The organism is [Mycobacterium] stephanolepidis (assembly GCF_002356335.1).
Classification (GTDB): Bacteria; Actinomycetota; Actinomycetes; order Mycobacteriales; family Mycobacteriaceae; genus Mycobacterium; species Mycobacterium stephanolepidis.
Genome location: NZ_AP018165.1, coordinates 690,000 through 707,788, shown reverse-complemented (window position 1 = coordinate 707,788; position 17,789 = coordinate 690,000). Strand labels below are relative to the sequence as shown.

Genomic DNA, 17,789 nt, shown 5'->3' with positions numbered 1-17,789 from the left:
AACAACGGCTAGGACACCTTGGGGCTGTAATGGTGGGGGCTGTCGCGCAACTCCACCGGCGGCAGATAGCGGGCTGACGCCTGCGGCAACGGCGCGGTGGCGGGCGCCCGTCCGGTTGCCCGGTCCCAACCCGCTCGCGCGCGCGGATGCTTTCTCCACCGGAAGGGCACGAGCCTGAAGACCGCGTGGTTCACCCGGCCCAACAGCTCCAGGCGCCGCTCATCACGATCGGTCCAGATGTACCCCAGTCGCTGTCGCACCGGATCATCGAACATCCCAACCATCACCCACTCAGAGAACCGAGTGAAGACAGGAAGAGTCAATCGCCACATCCAGTTCGGCAGCAGCGGCAGGAATGGCGGTTTGGGCAACTGGGCGAAGTCCAGCAGGTCACGTGTGGCCTTGTTGTCCTCTAAGACGTTGGCACACATGTGATCCCAGTACACCTGGAACTCCTCCCAGCTGGCCGGCACGGGCCGCATGCTCATGCCGTACATCTGGTACCAGACGATGTGCTCGTCGAAAAGCTGGCGCTTCTGCGCTTCCGATAGGCCCCCACCCAACCGCTCCACGGAGAGCAGCAGCGACTTGAAGAAGGTTGCGTGCGCCCAATAGAAGACATCGGGATCCAATGCGCTGTAGCGGCGCCCTTGACTATCAACACCTTTGATACCGATGTGATAGCTGCGCACCTCTGCGCCGGTCGCCGGCGCCCGGTCCGCATCGAAGACCACACCGGTGATCGGATACAGGGAGCGCAGAAGGCGCTCCCACCGCTCACGCAGGAAAGTCGAGTGCTCCTCGACGGCGGCACCGAGTTTGGGGTGCATGTTCTGCATCGCGGTGGCGTACGTGCCCATCAACATTCCGGACCAGTCCGCCGTGAGCTTCCAGGTCAACGAATCGGGCCCCAGCGGCATAACCACCGATCGATCAGAACCGTGCGAGACAGGACACCCTGCCGTCAGGGAATTGATCTCGCCATCGGTCATGACCCGCTCCGTCGTAGCCCATCTCAGAAACTGAATCTGGATTCAGATGTGTCTTGAGACTAAGAGCCCCGATGTGGTGACGTCAAGCACCAAAAATAACCAGAGTTCAGGAGACCTTCGGGTTGTAATGGTTAGGACTGCCCCAGGTATCCAGCGGCGGCAGGTTTCGATCCGGGGTCTGCGGCAGCGGCGCATCCGCCGATATACGCCCGACCGCGCGATCCCATCCGGCGCGGGCGCGGGGGTGACGCCGCTTTCGCTCGGGCACGAATGTGAAGAGCACATTGACGGCCTGCCCGAACTTGCGGTGCCACCATTCGTCGCGCGCAGACCAGGTATAGCCGAAACGTTCCCGAACGGCCGGGTGGTACAGCCCAACGGTCAGCCACACAAACATCGGCGCCACCAAACGTCGTTGGAACCGCCACAGCCCCTCGGGAATCCAGGGCGCAAACGGCGGCACCGCCAAAGTTGTCAGGTCGAGCACATCTCGCGTGGCCTTGTTGTCCTCTAAGACGTTGATGCACATGTGATCCCAGTACTCCTGGAAATCCTCCCAGGTCTTCGGCACTGGCCGCATACTCATGCCATACATCCGGTACCACGTGATGTGCTCATCGAAGAGCTGACGCTTCTCGGCCTCACCGATACCGCCGCTGAGCCAGTCCGCGACGACGATCGTGCCCATGAAGAAGGTTGCGTGGGCCCAGTAGAAGACGTCCGGATTGAGTGCGCTGTACCGGCGCCCCTGATCGTCGACTCCCTTGATGTTGACGTGATAGTCGCGCACCTCGGCGCCCGTAATCGGTGCGCGATCCCCGTCGAACACGACGCCACCGATCGGATACAACGAGCGCAGAAGCCGCTGCCAACGTTCCCGGAAGAAGAGGGAGTGCTGCTCGACGGCCGCGCCCAACTGTGGATGCATGTTCTGCATGGACCCGGCATAGGGGCCTTGCAGTACACCCCGCCAATCGCCGAAGTACTTCCACGTCAAAGATTCCGGGCCGAGTGGCACGGTGGTCGACGAACCCGCACCGTGACTCACCGGGCAGCCCGACACGAACGCACCGGATTCCGCGGCAGACTGGGCGAGCTCGGACATATCGTTGACCATTCGGAACGCTCCATTGCAGTTCGACGTATAGTGACAATCAAGGTTGTCAACTTTGATATCAGATTAGGAGGCCCGTGACGAACGGTCAAGCGCAGCGACGTAGCTGGGCGGGCGTCTCGGCGGCCGAGCGCGCCGATGAGCGGCGGCGCGAGCTCATGGCAGCCGGCGTGCGACTACTCGGCCTGAGCCCCCGGCCGGCCGTCACCGTCCGTGCCGTATGTCGATCCGCCGGCATGACCGAGCGGTACTTCTACGAGAACTTCTCCGACCGAGACACCTTCGTTCGCGCTGTCTACGACCACGTCGGATTTCGCGCGATCGAGGCGCTCAGCGGCGCGCGATCGGCACACGAGGGTGTCGACGCTTTCGTCCGGCTGATGGTGGACGAACCCACCATGGGGCGAGTTCTCCTGATAGCGCCGACATTTGAGCCGACACTCTCGGAGTCCGGTTACGACTGGCTGCCACGATTCGTCGCGCTGCTGCAGGGAAAGCTCAGCACCAATCTGGCCGACGAGGTGCAGCAACAGCTGGTCGCGACCAGTTTGGTCGGGGCGCTGACAAGCCTTTTCAGGGGATACCTGAATGAGGAGCTGAAAGTGGAACGCCAGCGGTTCGTGGATTACTGCGTGCAGATACTGCTACAGGGCGCGAACTCGACGCCGGCGACAGCTGGGTCGACTACGCCGCCGCAGACTTCGCCTTCTCCTCGGCAGCCTTCTTAGCCGCCGCGACCTCCGCCTTGTAGCAGCGCAGGGTCACATGAACCATCTTTCCGCGGTCGTCCTGACCCTTCTTGACGGTGAACGCTTCCTGGTGCGAGACAAGACAGTTGTCCAGGCCTACCTGATCACCGGAGCGACCGGCCACAACGACCGTGTAGCCCTCGCCCTTCAGGGTCGAGGAGGCGTCGCTGTAGAACTGCCCGGTGGTATCGGTCGGACCACCCGCATGGGCCAGCCCCGCCATCGCCAACGAAAAACCCGCACCCGCAACCGTGACAATGGCCGCGTTGACTACCGACTTCACTGGTTACACCTCCACCTTGGGTTGTCAGCAAGCATACTGCGGGTGTACAGGCCTCGCAGCTCGAACGAGAAATGCCTTCATCCGCACGCCAGAAGGCCCGCGGGCAGGTTGTTGTGCACCACAGTCCACCCACTTGTATGCAACCGCCGTTTACAGATATATTGACTGCAACTTCCAGATACAGATAACTCTGTCGAACCTGAGGGATGTCCATGCAGAAGGAATTCACCGACCTGGAGCTGCTCCATGAGCTTGAGCCCGTGGTCGAGGAGAATGTCCATCGCCACCTCGGCGTCACCAAGGACTGGAACCCGCATGACTATGTCCCCTGGTCAGAGGGCAAGAACTACAAGGCTCTAGGCGGACAGGACTGGGACCCCGAGCAGTCCAAGCTCTCCGAGCTGGCCAAGGTCGCCATGATCACCAACCTGCTGACCGAGGACAACCTGCCCTCGTATCACCGCGAGATCGCCATGAACTTCACCATGGACGGACCCTGGGGTACCTGGGTGAACAGGTGGACCGCCGAGGAGAACCGCCACGGCATCGCCATCCGCGACTACCTCGTGGTGACCCGCTCGGTGGACCCGATCGAACTCGAGAAGCTGCGCGTGGAGCAGATGACCCGCGGGTTCTCCCCCGGCCAGAACCGCCAGGGCGGCGAGGAGCTCTTCGCCGAGAGCCTGTTCGACTCGGTGGTGTACGTGACGTTCCAGGAGCTGGCCACCCGTGTCTCGCACCGCAACACCGGAAAGGCCTGCGCCGAGCCCATCGCCGATGAGCTGCTCAAGCGCATCTCCACCGATGAGAACCTGCACATGATCTTCTACCGCAACATGGTCGAGGCCGGTCTCAAGATCGCCCCGAACCAGGCCATGAAGTCCATCTTCCGGGTTCTCGACAACTTCAAGATGCCCGGTTATACGATTCCCGGCTTCCGCCGTAACGCGGTCACCATCGCCACCGGCGGTGTCTACGACCCGCAATCCCACCTCGATGAGGTGGTGCTGCCGGTGCTGCGCAAGTGGCGCATCTTCGATCGTGACGACATCAACGGCGAGGGCGACGAGTACCGCGCGGGTGTCGAACGCATCATCGGCGATCTCAGGACGACCTCCGAAGACTTCGAAGAAGTCAAAGCCAAGTACCTGGAGCGCCAGGCCAAACGCGCCGAACGCAACGCCGCCAAGGCCGCCAGGGAAGCGATCAGCGTCTAATCGACTGACACGTGACCGCATCCGTCGACCTCCCGAAGGCCCGATCCCACCAACTGCGGATCGGGTCTTTGGCATTACCCAGCCCGGTCGTACTGGCACCGATGGCGGGTGTCACCAACGTAGCGTTCCGGACGTTGTGCCGGGAGCTGGAGCTGGCCACTACCGGCACCGTGAGCGGACTGTATGTCTGCGAAATGGTGACCGCACGGGCGCTCGCCGAACGCCACCCCGTCACCCTGCACATGACCACCTTCTCCCCCGAAGAGTCGCCACGCTCGCTGCAGCTCTATTCGGTAGATCCGGAAACGACCTACCGCGCCGCCAAGATGGTGGTCGACGAGAATCTCGCCGACCACATCGATATGAACTTCGGCTGCCCGGTACCCAAGGTCACCCGAAATGGCGGAGGCGCCGCGCTTCCCTATAAACGGCGACTGTTCGGCCAGATCGTCTCCGCCGCCGTACGCGCCACCGAGGGCACCGACATACCGGTGACGGTCAAGTTCCGTGTCGGCATCGACGACGACCACCACACCCATCTGGATGCCGGAGCCATCGCCGAGGCAGAGGGTGCTGCGGCCGTCGCGCTACATGCCCGTACCGCCTCGCAGCGTTACTCCGGCGCCGCCGACTGGAACCAGATCGCCGCACTCAAGAATCACGTGACAACCATCCCCGTCCTCGGGAACGGCGACATTTTCGACGCCGCCGATGCAGTCGTCATGATGGAGCAGACGGGCTGCGACGGTGTTGTCATCGGTCGCGGTTGCCTCGGCCGCCCCTGGCTCTTCGCGGAGCTGAGTGCCGTATTCAACGGTCAGACGATTCCAGAGCCTCCGAATCTCGGTCAGGTCACGGACATCATGCGGCGTCATGCAGTGTTGCTCGTCGACCATTTCGGGGAAGACAAGGCGTTGCGCGATATGCGCAAGCACATCGCGTGGTATCTGCACGGCTTCCCGGCCGGTGGAGACCTACGCCGCGCACTCGCACTCGTCAGTACCCTCGCCGAGCTGGACACCCTTCTCCATCAGCTGGACGCCACCGCGCCTTTCCCCGAAGGCGGAAACGGTCCCCGTGGGCGCCAAGGGTCACCGGGCAAGGTGTCGCTACCCGATGGCTGGCTCAATGACCCCGACGATTGCACTGTTCCCTCGGCCGCCGATGTCATGCACTCTGGCGGGTGACGTGGGGTCACATCTCGGTCACTGGGCATGGTGATCTGCGGCAATGCTCAGTAGCATGTGACGACGACCGTGCCCCGGGCACGGCGCTATGTGCTGCCGGTGTGCCGTGTACTTGCAACTGTCCAGACGTCTTAAGCGAGGTTGAACATGGGTGATGGCCCCAACGCCACTCCTGCCCAACCACGCGCATATGGCGCGGCCCCATGGGAACGCGCCATCGAGCCCGTTGGCAGTCATCCTGACATCGACGTGGCGCCGGAACGGTCCAACACACCGTGGACACCGCCGCCGGCCCTGAGTCACTCACTGCCAGACCCCACCGACGACGAGTGGACGCGGCGTTTGGAGATCGAGCAGTCGGTACGCGAGACGCAGCGCGCCGAGCCCTCGACTCCCCCTCCCCGGCCCGCACCCCGACAGGCCGCACGGCCTCCCCGACCGGCTCCCGGCGGAGCGAAGCCGACTCGCGCACCGGAGGCGACCCCGCCGTCGGCACACGAGACCGGATCACACTCCCTGTCGGTGGCCGACCTGCTGGCCCGTGAGGGTGCCGGCGGTGGACGCCGATCGCGGCGGCATGCTCGCTCAGAGGACGAGGACCGCGCCGAGGAGCCCGCTCCCGGGCCGATCGCCGACGAGAGCCACACCGATGTGCTGCCGCAGGTGCCGCAGAAGACACCCCGTCTCGATCACCAACCCGAAGAATCGGTCGATGAACATCCCGACTTTGTGGACTACCCCGATGACGCCCCCCTCTACGACAAGGCCGCAGCACGCCGCATACGGGCATCGAATCTGGACGACAACATCGACACCCGCGCCATCCCGATCCGGGTGGGTAATCCGGAAGCCTTTGTTCAGGAACCTGAGCCCAAGCGCTCGCGGCGGCCCATCTACTTCGGGCGCTCCATCGCCGCCGTCGTCGCGGTGTGCTCCCTGGCCCTGACCGGTGGCGCGTGGCAGTGGAGCAATGTCAAGAACAACAGACTCAACCGCGTCGAGGCGCTGGACCCGAACTCTCACGACATTCGCGATCCCAACGCTCAATACGGCGACGAAAACTTCCTGATCATCGGCGTGGACACCCGGGCGGGCGCCAATAGCAACATGGGAGCCGGAGACACCTCCGACGCCGAAGGCACACGCTCGGACACCATCATGTTGGTCAACATCCCGGCGAACCGTAAGCGCGTCGCGGTCGTGTCTTTCCCGCGCGACCTGGCGATCCAGCCGACACTCTGCGAGGTCTGGAACGAGGACACCCGGTCCTACGGACCCGATAAGGCGTACACCGAAACCAAACTCAATTCGGCATTCGCATTCGGCGGACCCAAATGTCTGGTCAAGGTCATCCAGAAGATGTCGGGGTTGAACATCAACCGCTTCCTCGGGGTGGACTTCGCCGGCTTCTCCAAGATGGTCGATGCACTAGGCGGCGTCGAGGTGTGCACACCCACGCCGATCGAGGATTACGAGCTGGGCACGGTACTGGAAAACGCTGGGCGCCAAACGATTGACGGGCATACAGCCCTGCAGTACGTCCGCGCACGTCAGGTCACCACCGAATACAACGGCGATTACGGACGCATCAAGCGCCAGCAATTGTTCCTGTCGTCCCTGCTGCGTTCGATGATCTCGCACAACACGTTCTTCTCGTTGAGCAAGCTCAACAACGTCGTGAACACCTTCATCGACGACTCCTACGTCGACAACATCAGGACCAAAGACCTTGTGGACCTGGGGCAGTCGCTCCAGGACGTGAAGGCCGGGCGAATCACCTTCCTGACGGTGCCGACCGACGGCACCGATTCCGAGGGCAACGAGACGCCCCGCACCACCGACATCCGAAAGATCTTCGACGCCATCATCAATGACAATCCGCTGCCCGGCGAGCTGCAGCCCGACGGCACCCGCGTTCCGATGCCCGGCACCACCACCCAGGACACCACATTGGCGTCCAGCGAGCACGGAGCCGCAAGCGAGCTCGGCGAAACATCCACCGCCACACCAACTCCGGCCGCCACGCCGAGTGAGCCCGTCGACCTGGTGACCACCGAGCCCAGCGAGATCAATGTGCACGTGTCCAACAGCACGGGCCAAACGGGCCTGGCAGCGTCGGCCGCGAGCCAATTGACCCACTATGGATTCGGCATCACCACCACCGACGACTATCCGTCCGCCCTGCCCTCCACCACAGTCTTCTTCTCGCCAGGGCACGAGCAGCAGGCCGCGACCGTTGCCGCCTCCTTCGGCGGTGCCAAGCTCCAGCGAATCAACGGCGCGCAAACCACCGTGCGTGTGGTCCTCGGCAGCGACTACGCCTCCACCGCGAACCTGCAGGCTCCGCCCGCCGCCGGATCGACCGTGCCGCTACAGCTGTCCTCGGGCGCGATGGCACCCGCCGAGCTCCCCATGGACCTGACGGTCGTGAACGCCGGCGACGCTACCTGCGGATAGTCCGTCTATTTAGACGCTGCTCTCAGTTTCTTCCACGGAACCTGTGGCGGCATTCACTCGCCGTTCACGCCAGGGCCATGACTCAACGACGGCGGGTCCGTAGGCTTGATCCATGCGTACCGCGTTTCAGGAGCAGCTGTCCTCACTATCGGCACAGCTGGGGGAGATGTGTGGGTTGGCCGGAACCGCCATGGAGCGGGCCACTCGTGCACTGCTGCAGGCCGATCTCGTCCTCGCCGAGCAGGTCATCTCCGACCACGAACAGATCACCGCGATGAGCGCCGCCGCCGAGGAGAACGCCTTCGCCATCTTGGCCCTGCAAGCTCCCGTGGCCGGAGATCTCCGCGAGGTTGTCAGCAGCATCCAGATTGTCGCCGACGTGGACCGGATGGGCGCTCTGGCCCTGCATGTCGCCAAGATCGCCCGGCGCCGCCACCCGCAGCACGCCCTGCCCGAAGAGGTCAACGGGTACTTCGCCGAGATGGGCCGAGTCGCAGTCGATTTGGGTAATAGCGCGCAAGAAGTGCTACTGACTCGCGACCCGGAAAAGGCCGCCCGCATCAATGAAGAAGACGATGCGATGGACGACCTGCACCGGCATCTGTTCACCGTCCTGATGGACCGTGAGTGGAGGCACGGAGTGGCCGCGGCCGTCGACGTGACGCTGCTGGGCCGCTTCTACGAGCGCTTCGCCGACCACGCGGTGGAGGTCGCCCGCCGGGTCATCTTCCAGGTGACCGGCACCCTGCCGCCAGAGGGACAGGGTCACGATCACCTGACGTCGCTCTGAGCGGCTACGGCACCAAAACGATCTTTCCCCGGGTGTGCTGCCGCTCTAGAAGTTCGTACGCGCCGCGCACCTCGTCCAACGGAAATGTCTGCGCGACAATCACATCCAGCTTTCCGTCGACAATCAGTGCGGCCAGCTCCGCAAGCACCTGCGCGGAGGCGCCTTCGGCGTTTCCCACACTTTGCACGCCGTATCGCTCGATCGCCGCGAAATCGATGATGGTGTCGATTCGCCGCAGCTCCACTCCAAGCTCGTTGAGCGCCAGCTCCACGTAGCCGCCACCGAAGAGGTCGAGGAAGGCGTCGACCCGCCCCTCGGGCGCTGCTGCCTTGATGCGGTCTGCCAGCCCGTCGCCATAGTTGACCGGGATGACGCCGTGCGCGGTCAGCCACTCGTCGTTACCCGGCCCGGCGATACCGATCACGGTCGCACCAGCGGCCTTGGCGAGCTGCACGGCGATCGTGCCCACTCCCCCCGCCGCGCCGGAAACGGCCACCACGTCGCCCGGAGCCAGATCAACCGAGCCGACCGCGGCGTAGGCGGTGGTACCCGCGACGAAGAGGCTGCCCGCCACCTCCCACGACAGACTCTCGGGCTTGGTCACCAGCTGGCTCGCCGGAACGACGACGAACTCCGCGTGACTGGCCCGATCGTCGGTATAGCCGAACACCTCGTCCCCTGGTGCAAAACGCGCCACGCTGTGGCCAACCTCCACCACGACACCTGCCAGGTCGCTGCCCTGCCCGGAGGGGAAGGTCGCAGGGAACCGATCGTGCAGCACCCCGGTACGGATCTTCGCCTCGCCGGGGTTGATTCCCGCCGCCCGCACCTGCACAAGCACATCAGTGGGCCCAGGTACCGGACGCGGTACCTCACGCACCTGAAGGACGTCGATATCGCCGTACTGGTCGAACTGCACTGCCTTAGTCATGCCGACTAAGACAGCGGCACGGCCCGAGGTATTCCGCCGAGTCTGCGTCTCACGGCGTCTCGAGGCACAAAACCGTCGTGAGATGCAGACTCGGCGCCAATCGTGCGATCTGGATCAGCCGAAGCGACCGGAGATGTAGTCCTCGGTGGCCTTCTGACTGGGGTTGGAGAAGATCTTCTCGGTGTCATCGATTTCCACCAGCATGCCCGGCTTGCCGGCGGCCTCCAGGTTGAAGAACGCGGTCTGATCGCTGACGCGAGCGGCCTGCTGCATGTTGTGGGTGACGATGACGATGGTGAACTCTTGCTTGAGCTCGGAGATCAGATCCTCGATGGCCAGCGTGGAGATGGGGTCCAAGGCCGAGCACGGCTCGTCCATCAGCAGCACATCCGGCTGCACGGCGATGGCCCGGGCGATGCACAGACGCTGCTGCTGACCACCGGAAAGCCCGCCACCCGGGCGGTCGAGACGGTCCTTGACCTCGTTCCATAGGTTGGCGCCCTGCAGTGAGCGCTCGGCGACCTCGTCAAGTGTCTTCTTGCTGCGCACACCCTGCAACCGCAGGCCGGCAACCACGTTGTCACGAATCGACATGGTGGGGAACGGATTTGGCCGCTGAAAAACCATGCCGATGGTCTTACGCACCGATACCGGATCAACCCCGGAACCGTAGATGTCAGCTCCATCGAGCAGCACCGAACCCTCGACACGGGCACCCGGTGTCACCTCGTGCATCCGGTTGAGAGTGCGCAGCACCGTCGACTTGCCGCAACCGGACGGGCCGATGAACGCCGTCACGCTGCGAGGCGGAACCGACAGCGCGACATCTTGCACGGCGTGAAACTTGCCGTAGTAGATGTTGACGTCCTTGAGATCGAGACGCTTGGCCATGACTACCTTCCTAGACCTTTTTGGGCGCGAAGAAACGCGAAATGAGTTTGGCGACCACGTTGAGAATCGCGACCAACAAGATGAGGGTGAGAGCGGCGCCCCAGAGCCGGGACTCGGCAAGGCCCACCACCGAACCACTGCGCTGATCGAGCATCATGCCCGGCAGCGAGGCCATCTCTCCGCCGAACATGTCGTAGTTGATCAGCTTGCTGTAACCGACGAGCACGAGCAGCGGCGCGGTCTCGCCCATGACGCGTGCCAGCGCCAGCATCACACCGGTGACCACACCCGAGAGTGCGGTCGGCAGCACGATGCGCGCGATGGTCTTCCATTTGGGCACGCCCAGCGCAAAGGAGGCCTCGCGCAGATCATTCGGGACGATCTTGAGCATTTCCTCCGAGGAACGCACCACCACCGGAATCATCAGCAGCACCAAAGCCAGCGAGACCGCAAGACCGGACCGCGGCAGCCCGAGCGTGGCCACCCACAGGGCGTAGATGAACAGCGCAGCCACGATGGACGGCACACCGGTCAAGATGTCGACCATGAAAGTGGTGAGCTTGGCCAACCGGGAGTTGGCACCGTACTCGACCAGGTAGATGGCCACGAAAATGCCGATGGGCACCGAGATGATCGCACAGAACAGACCTTGGAACAGCGTGCCCACGATGGCGTGATAGGCGCCGCCGCCCGCGATCCGGTTGGTCATCATGTTCTGCGATTTGAACCACCAGTCCGCACTGAGGATGGCACTGAATCCACGATCGAACACCGTGTACAGCACCCACACCAGTGGGATCAGGGCGATCAGCACCGCGGCCGAGACCAAGACCGTGGCAAGAGCGTTGGTGGCCTTGCGCCTGCCCGAGAGCGGATGGAAGGCGGGTTCCTTCACAGGCCTGTCGAGAGTCGCGGTCATGCCCGGCCCTTTCCGCCGACGACGGCTCGGGCCGCCGAGTTCACCAGGAATGTCAGCACGAACAGCACCAGTCCGGCTGCGATGTATGCGCCGGCCTCCAGCTCATTGTTGAATTCCGATGCGTTGGAAGCGATATGAGTTGCAAAGGTGCTTCCACTGTCGAACAGCGACCATCCGAACGCCACCGAGGTGCCCGACAGGATCAGCATCAGCGCAATGGTCTCGCCCAGTGCACGGCCGAGCCCCAGCATGGAACCGCTGATGTATCCGGAGGTACCGAACGGAATGATGGTGGTACGCACCACCTCCCATTTGGTGGCACCCAACGCGAGCGCGGCCTCGATCTGCCCCTTGGGGGTCTGGATGAAGACCTCGCGCGTCACGGCCGCGATGATCGGCAGGATCATCACCGCCAGCACAATGCCACCGGTGAACAGGTTGCCGCCGCCTCCGATGTTCACGGGACTGTCGGCGAAGAGCGGGATGAACCCGAGGTTCCTGTTGAGCCACAGGGCAAGCGGCGCGATCGCCGGTGCCAGTACGTAGATGCCCCACAGACCGTAGACGATGGACGGCACCGCGGCCAGCAGGTCGATGACGTAGGAAAGCGGCCCACGCACCCGCGCGGGTGCGTACTCGGTCAGGTAGATCGCGATGCCGAGAGCCACCGGCATGGCGAGTAACAGCGCGAAAACCGAGACGAAGACCGTGACCTGGAACAGATCGAGCACACCGAACTGCATGTGCGCCGTGTCGTCGGTGCGCCACGGCCCGTTGTAGAGGAAGAAGTTCTCGTCGTCGTTACTCAGCGCCGGCACAGCGCGCAGGATCAGGAATACAGCCACCAGACCGATGAGCGCGACAACGAATACACCTGACCCCTTGGCGAGTCCGGAGAAGATGCGGTCGCCGGGACGGGTGACCGTCTTGGTGGCCGTATTGGTGGACTTGGCGGGTGGCTGATGGTCGCCCTCGTCGCTCATGGGTTGTGGCTTCTCCTCGAAGACCGATCCGTCAAGACCCGCCGGACGCGCTACCCCCACGGGATCGATCCCGCTGGTCTGGCTGCTCATTGAACTCGCTGTCTATGTCGTTGATGGTACGTCCCCACCCGGGTCACCAAGGCTCACCGGGTGGGGACGAATCAGCTGCTAGGAGAGCGCCTTGATGGCCGTCTCCAGACGGGACTTGAACTGCGTGGGCAGCGGGGCGTAGCCGACATCGGCCAGACCCTTCTGGCCCTGGTTCACCGCGACCGTCAGGAACGACTTCACCGCGGCGGCGACGTCGGCGTCCTTGTAGCCCTTGGAGCAGACGATCTCGTAGGTGGCCAGCACGATCGGGTAGGCGCCCGCGGTCTTGGTCCCGTAGATCGAGGCCAGGTCCAGCTTGAGGTCATTGCCCTCGCCCGCGAACTTGGCGGTCTCCACCGAGGCGGCGGCGGTCTCCGGGGTCAGTGCGACGGCGCCGGCACCGCTGTCGATCTGGGCGTACGGCATCTTCAGGTCGTCGGCGTAGCCCTTCTCCACGTAGGTGATGGCACCGGGCAGAGCCTTGACCTTCTCGGCCACACCCGAAGACTTCTCGGCGCTCTCACCGGCGCCCCCCTCCCAGGTGCCACTGCTGCCCTTGGTCCAGCTCTCCGGGGCCGCGGTGGTGAGGTACTTGCCAAAGTTCTCGCTGGTACCGGATTTGTCCTTGCGGTACACGGGGGTGACCTTGGTGTCCGGCAGCGTCACGCCCGGGTTGAGGGCGGCGATGGCCGGGTCGTTCCAGGCGGTGATGGCGCCGGTGAAGATCTTGGCGGCCGCATCCGCGTTCAGAACCAGCTTGTCGACACCGGGAACGTTGTACGCCAAGGCAATTGGTCCGAAGACGACGGGCAGGTTCCATGCCTCGTTGCCGCCGCAACGCTCCTTTGCCTTGCCCGCTTCTTCTTCGGACAGCGCCGAGTCGGAGCCGCCGATGTCGACCTGTCCGGCGATGAAGTTATCGCGCCCCTTGCCCGAGCCGGTGGGGTTGTAGTTGATCGACTTGCCGGAGCACGCGGTCGAGTACTCGTTGGCGAAGATGTCGAAGGCGTTCTTCTGGGCCGAGGAGCCCTCGGCGCTCAGCTTGGCCTTGCCCGCACACTCGCCCGAACCGGAAGCAGCGCCCGACGCGCTCGAGGAGGAGCCTCCGGTGGTGTTGTCGCTACCGCAGGCGGCGAGGCCGGCGGTCAAGGCGACCGCGGCGGCTGCCGCGAAGATCGTGGTGCCGGTGCTCTTAAGATTCACGGCCTTGAGGTTCACGGCTCTCGCTTTCTCGCATGAATGATGGGAAGACGGGTGATGGGGGTGGATCTTCTACGCGCACCCCGGAAACTAAAGGCAGACGATGGACGGGCACCCGACCGCAGGTGAACGGAAAGTGAACTCACAGACTTGACAGTCCGGTCGTTATCGCAGGTAAAAGCCTTGTCAGACCCGACCGTATGCAGCGTCGGTGTGGAATACCGCAAATCCCAGCCGCTCATATGTCCGCAGCGCCGCGCCATTGTCCGACTCGACGTACAGCAACACGGTGCTCAGACCGGCATCAGCCAGGTGGTGCAGCCCCACCAAAGTCAGCAGATGGCCCAGTCCCCGGCCCTGCGCGGCGGGGTCAACGCCGACGACGTATACCTCGCCCACTCCGGGCTTGTCCAAATGCGTTTTGGTCCAATGAAACCCGAGAAGATCGCCCGTCTGCGCATCATGTGCGAGGAACAATCCACCCGGATCGAACCACGGTTCGGCAAACCGGGCGGACAGATCGTGCTGACCCCATCCTCCCTGCTCCGGATGCCAGGAGAACGCGGCATTATTGACCTGCAGAATATCCGAATCATCTTGTGGCCCAGCGTAATGACGGATGACAACACTCGCATCGGCGGAGATGGCGGGCAGATCGGCCAGCGGGCGGCGCATCTGGTGCAGTCGCCGCAACGCGACCAGCCCGAGCGCGTCGGCCAGTGCCCGGGCGGGCGGGAGGTCGCCGTGCGCCCAGACACGGGTGCTGTCGCCGCCCTCAGCGAGGGCTTGCCGAATCATCGCCGAACCGATTCCGCGCCGTCGCGCCCCTGGCGCAACCACCAATTCGGCCATCGCCGTGGCATTCTCGTCGGCGGCCGCCTCCTCGGGCAGCACCAAATTCAGGTACCCCGCCACATCGTCACCGTCCTCGGCGACCAGATGCTTGGCCCCGGTTCCACGCAGCTCCCACAGCACCTGTTGCCCCACCGGGGCAATGCCGTCGACGCGGGTGGCCTCGACAATCAACTCACGTATCTGCAATTGGCGCTGATCATCAAGAAGCGGGACCCATTCGGTCATACCGTCACGCTAGTCGTGATTCAGCCCGCGTTGCGCGCCCCAGGTTCGGCGGTGAAGTCTTCATCGGCGCCGTCATCATCCACGTCGTTGTCCAGTTCCGCGTCGCCGTCAGGGTCCACGGCACCGGCGCTCTCGGATCCGCCGGCATCGCCCTTCGCGCGTGGCGGGCGCACCGCCTTGTAACCGACATTGCGCACGGTACCGATGAGCGATTCGTACTCACCGCCCAGCTTGGCGCGCAGCCGTCGCACATGGACGTCCACGGTGCGGGTGCCGCCGAAGAAGTCGTATCCCCACACCTCCTGAAGCAGCTGGGCCCTGGTGAACACCCGGCCGGCATGCTGCGCCAGGTACTTGAGCAGCTCGAACTCCTTGTAGGTGAGGTCGAGCGGGCGGCCACGCAACCGCGCGGTGTACGTGCCCTCATCGATGACCAGTTCGCCCAGCACGACCTTGCTGGCGTTCTCCACGTTGACCGCACCCGCGCGGCGCCCCACCAGCAGGCGCAGCCGCGCGTCGATCTCGGCGGGACCCGTGCCGGGCAGCAGGATGTCGTCCAGACCCCAGTCGACGTTGACTGCCACCAGGCTGCCCTCGTTGACCACGGCGACCACCGGAACCGAGGATCCGGCCGCGCCCAGCAGTCGGCACAGTCCGCGCGCCGACGCCAGATCGGTGCGCGCATCGACGATCGCCACGTCGGCAGAGCCCGCCTCTAACAGCGAGGACACCTCGCTGGGCACCGGTCGCACGGTATGGGCGAGCAGCGACAAGGACGGCAGCACCGCGTCCGGATTCGGGTCAGCGGTCAGCAGCAACAGGTCCAACGAGCCCTCCAACACCCGGGTGCTTCGGTCTCCAGGTGTTCCATAATGTACCGCGCCACCTGCTTGTAAGCGTGGATGAGGCGCTTGCGTGAACACCAACAGTCCGTGGCCGAGAATCGCGAACGCGCGGGAGTACGCCAGAATGTGCAGATGCGCAAACCCCTGATCGCCACTATCGCGGCGGTATGTGCACTGGCAATCGTGGCCACCGGCACCGATTTCGGATTTGCGATTTACGCCGAATACCGGCTGTCCCGGACCCTGCGCGCCGAGGCGAATCTGAGCTCCGATCCGTCCGTCGCCATCTTGGTGTTCCCGTTCATTCCCCAGGCTCTGGCGCACCGGTACAAGGAAGTTGAGATCAAGGCGCACGGCGTGGACCACGCGGAGACGGGTAAGGCAACGCTGGAAGGCACGCTGCACGGCATCGATATCTCCCAGGCGTCCTGGTTGATACGGCCGGACTCGCCGCTGCGTGTGGATCGGGTAGAGAGCCGGATCATCATCGACTCCAATCACCTGGGTCGATTCATGGGAATCAACGACCTCGCCGTCGAACCACCTCCGAAAGAACAGAACGACGCCACCGGCGGCACCACCGAATCGGGCATCTCCACCGGAACCGGCCTGCTGTTCACCGGCACCCCGAAGACGGGTGATTTCCAACATAAGGTGACCGTGTCCGTCGACGTCTCCGTCGGAGGACGCGACAAGACAGACCTTCAGTTCGTCGCCACATCCGTGGTCACGGGCCCGGGAACGGCCGACCGCGACGTGCCGGAGGAACAGCAGGCAGGTGTATTCGCCGCGTTCACCAAGGTGGTCCCACGGCAGAAGCTCCCCTTCGCCATCGAACCAACAACGGTCGGCGCACGTGGATCAGATGTGATCATCGAAGGTATCGCCAAGGGAGTAACCATCTCCCTGGACGCGTTCAAGCAGTCATGACGTCAGGTTTGTCCGCTCTTCAGGCGAGCGGCTCATCGCCACTTGTGACCGCGGTCATTGCGATCGCGGTCGCGCTGCTGGCGTCGAGCCTCATCGCGGTCGCCATCAAGAGCAAGGCCGGCAAGCTACGCGCCGGCCCCGGCGGAACGGACGATGCGCAGGCCCCGCCCGGGATCGCGCTTTCCGCCACCGGACCGACAATCGTGCACTTCAGCGCGGTGTGGTGCGGCCCCTGCGCGGCGGTTCGTCGCGTTGTGGACCAGGTGTCCGCCGAGCAGCCCGAGGTGGCGCACATAGAGGTAGATATCGACGCGAACCCCGACGCGGCCCGCGCCCTGTCGGTGTTGTCACTGCCGACCACGTTCATCTTCGATGCCACCGGACGGCAGGCATATCGGGTCTCCGGAGTGCCGAAGGCCGCGGACCTGCGCACTGCCCTGCAAGGCATGACGCAGCCGGGGTAAACTCGTCGCCGTGCAAGCCCGCCTTGAGCCGATGCTCACCAAACGACGCGCCGTCGATCTGTGCCGCGTCGCGGGCTGCTGCTGTTGTTGCTGCTAATCGCGGCCACCTTCGAGTGTGCCGTAACAGGTGTAGCCATATCCGCCACCCTTAGGAGCACAACAACCCATGACCACTGCCAACTCAACGCCCCCAATCACTCAGGTTGACGTTCGCGGACCTCGCTTCGTCGCCTGGGTCACCACCACTGTTCTCATCATCACCCTGGCGGTATCTGCCGTATCGCCGGTGGCGGCCGCGGTGATCCTGGGACTTCAAGCGGTGGTCTTTGCGATCGGCGCGCTGCTCGGGCCGCATCGCGGCCCCTACGGGACGATCTTCCGGACGCTGATTCAGCCCAGGCTGAGCCCGGTGACCGAACGCGAGCCCATCCCGCCGCTGCAGTTCGCCCAACTGCTGGGCTTCACCTTCGCCGCGGTCGGAACCATCGGGTTCGCCACCGGCCTCACATTGCTCGGCTTGATCGCGACGGCGTTCGCGTTGGGCGCCGCCTTCTTGAACGCCGCCTTCGACATCTGCCTGGGCTGCCAGCTGTACCCTCTCGTCACCCGTTTTCGCCGCACACAACCGTCGGCTCAGTGACCCGACACAACCACCGGAAGGAACCCC

The 17,789-nt window shown here is 64.1% G+C and carries 20 protein-coding genes; 10 read left to right on the top strand and 10 right to left on the bottom strand.

All coding sequences use genetic code 11. The features are described 5' to 3' along the window. Window positions 1-8 precede the first annotated feature (8 nt). Together MSTE_RS03585 and MSTE_RS03580 are read right to left on the bottom strand one after the other, a co-directional pair. The gene (locus MSTE_RS03585; RefSeq protein WP_096499054.1) at window positions 9-992 is read right to left on the bottom strand and encodes an oxygenase MpaB family protein; all 984 of its coding nucleotides are present in this window, start codon (window positions 990-992) and stop codon (window positions 9-11) included. Between the two features lie 106 nt (window positions 993-1,098). Continuing rightward, the gene (locus MSTE_RS03580) at window positions 1,099-2,109 is read right to left on the bottom strand and encodes an oxygenase MpaB family protein (RefSeq protein WP_096499051.1); all 1,011 of its coding nucleotides are present in this window, start codon (window positions 2,107-2,109) and stop codon (window positions 1,099-1,101) included. A 74-nt stretch (window positions 2,110-2,183) separates the two neighbouring features. On the opposite strand from MSTE_RS03580, the gene MSTE_RS03575 reads away from it, so the two are divergent. Then, complete coding sequence (locus MSTE_RS03575) at window positions 2,184-2,834, top strand: TetR/AcrR family transcriptional regulator (protein WP_096499049.1); 651 nt, start codon at window positions 2,184-2,186, stop codon at window positions 2,832-2,834. Here the strand turns inward: MSTE_RS03575 and MSTE_RS03570 are convergent. After that, window positions 2,791-3,138: a hypothetical protein gene (locus tag MSTE_RS03570; protein WP_064407806.1), complete on the bottom strand. Its 348-nt coding sequence runs from the start codon at window positions 3,136-3,138 to the stop codon at window positions 2,791-2,793. The two genes, MSTE_RS03575 and MSTE_RS03570, sit on opposite strands and share 44 nt — an antisense overlap. A 212-nt stretch (window positions 3,139-3,350) precedes the next feature. Between MSTE_RS03570 and MSTE_RS03565 the strand changes: the two genes are divergently transcribed. From MSTE_RS03565 to phoU, 4 genes are all read left to right on the top strand, one after another. Further along, on the top strand, window positions 3,351-4,355 hold the full coding sequence (locus MSTE_RS03565) for an acyl-ACP desaturase (protein WP_096505387.1): 1,005 nt from the start codon (window positions 3,351-3,353) through the stop codon (window positions 4,353-4,355). A gap of 11 nt (window positions 4,356-4,366) precedes the next feature. Then, complete coding sequence (gene dusB / locus MSTE_RS03560) at window positions 4,367-5,542, top strand: tRNA dihydrouridine synthase DusB (protein WP_096499047.1); 1,176 nt, start codon at window positions 4,367-4,369, stop codon at window positions 5,540-5,542. Window positions 5,543-5,689: 147 nt separating this feature from the next. Continuing rightward, entirely contained in the window at window positions 5,690-7,999 is a 2,310-nt protein-coding gene (locus tag MSTE_RS03555; RefSeq protein ID WP_096499045.1) for an LCP family protein, read from the top strand. Window positions 8,000-8,111: 112 nt separating this feature from the next. After that, window positions 8,112-8,789 (top strand): phosphate signaling complex protein PhoU, encoded by a 678-nt coding sequence (gene phoU, locus MSTE_RS03550; protein WP_096499043.1) that lies wholly within the window; start codon window positions 8,112-8,114, stop codon window positions 8,787-8,789. A 4-nt stretch (window positions 8,790-8,793) separates the two neighbouring features. Here phoU and MSTE_RS03545 read toward each other — a convergent pair whose 3' ends face one another. The 7 genes from MSTE_RS03545 to MSTE_RS03515 form a co-directional block, all read right to left on the bottom strand. Next, window positions 8,794-9,720: an NADP-dependent oxidoreductase gene (locus MSTE_RS03545; RefSeq protein WP_096499041.1), complete on the bottom strand. Its 927-nt coding sequence runs from the start codon at window positions 9,718-9,720 to the stop codon at window positions 8,794-8,796. 114 nt (window positions 9,721-9,834) lie between these two features. Beyond that, complete coding sequence (gene pstB, locus MSTE_RS03540) at window positions 9,835-10,611, bottom strand: phosphate ABC transporter ATP-binding protein PstB (RefSeq protein ID WP_096499039.1); 777 nt, start codon at window positions 10,609-10,611, stop codon at window positions 9,835-9,837. A gap of 10 nt (window positions 10,612-10,621) precedes the next feature. Continuing rightward, entirely contained in the window at window positions 10,622-11,530 is a 909-nt protein-coding gene (gene pstA / locus MSTE_RS03535) for a phosphate ABC transporter permease PstA (protein WP_096499037.1), read from the bottom strand. Beyond that, window positions 11,527-12,603, bottom strand: coding sequence for a phosphate ABC transporter permease subunit PstC (gene pstC / locus MSTE_RS03530; RefSeq protein WP_096499035.1), 1,077 nt, complete (start codon window positions 12,601-12,603; stop codon window positions 11,527-11,529). Before pstC ends, pstA begins: the two co-directional genes overlap by 4 nt. Before the next feature lie 78 nt (window positions 12,604-12,681). Then, on the bottom strand, window positions 12,682-13,821 hold the full coding sequence (gene pstS, locus MSTE_RS03525) for a phosphate ABC transporter substrate-binding protein PstS (protein ID WP_096499033.1): 1,140 nt from the start codon (window positions 13,819-13,821) through the stop codon (window positions 12,682-12,684). 168 nt (window positions 13,822-13,989) lie between these two features. Next, window positions 13,990-14,883 (bottom strand): mycothiol synthase, encoded by an 894-nt coding sequence (gene mshD, locus MSTE_RS03520; RefSeq protein ID WP_096499032.1) that lies wholly within the window; start codon window positions 14,881-14,883, stop codon window positions 13,990-13,992. 20 nt (window positions 14,884-14,903) lie between these two features. Next, window positions 14,904-15,704: a winged helix-turn-helix transcriptional regulator gene (locus MSTE_RS03515; RefSeq protein WP_408645901.1), complete on the bottom strand. Its 801-nt coding sequence runs from the start codon at window positions 15,702-15,704 to the stop codon at window positions 14,904-14,906. Between MSTE_RS03515 and MSTE_RS25790 the strand changes: the two genes are divergently transcribed. The 5 genes from MSTE_RS25790 to MSTE_RS03500 all read left to right on the top strand — a co-directional run bounded on the left by MSTE_RS25790 (window position 15,639) and on the right by MSTE_RS03500 (window position 17,762). Then, window positions 15,639-15,779, top strand: a complete 141-nt coding sequence (locus MSTE_RS25790) for a hypothetical protein (protein ID WP_408645854.1) — start codon at window positions 15,639-15,641, stop codon at window positions 15,777-15,779. The two genes, MSTE_RS03515 and MSTE_RS25790, sit on opposite strands and share 66 nt — an antisense overlap. 81 nt (window positions 15,780-15,860) lie before the next feature. Further along, window positions 15,861-16,658 (top strand): mannan chain length control protein LmeA, encoded by a 798-nt coding sequence (lmeA, locus tag MSTE_RS03510; RefSeq protein WP_030094250.1) that lies wholly within the window; start codon window positions 15,861-15,863, stop codon window positions 16,656-16,658. A gap of 44 nt (window positions 16,659-16,702) precedes the next feature. Continuing rightward, the gene (locus MSTE_RS03505) at window positions 16,703-17,122 is read left to right on the top strand and encodes a thioredoxin family protein (RefSeq protein ID WP_162291551.1); all 420 of its coding nucleotides are present in this window, start codon (window positions 16,703-16,705) and stop codon (window positions 17,120-17,122) included. 10 nt (window positions 17,123-17,132) lie between these two features. Next, entirely contained in the window at window positions 17,133-17,219 is an 87-nt protein-coding gene (locus MSTE_RS25785) for an Ms5788A family Cys-rich leader peptide (RefSeq protein ID WP_353615267.1), read from the top strand. A 69-nt stretch (window positions 17,220-17,288) separates the two neighbouring features. After that, on the top strand, window positions 17,289-17,762 hold the full coding sequence (locus MSTE_RS03500; protein WP_096499027.1) for a DUF4395 domain-containing protein: 474 nt from the start codon (window positions 17,289-17,291) through the stop codon (window positions 17,760-17,762). The last annotated feature ends 27 nt before the right edge of the window (window positions 17,763-17,789 follow it).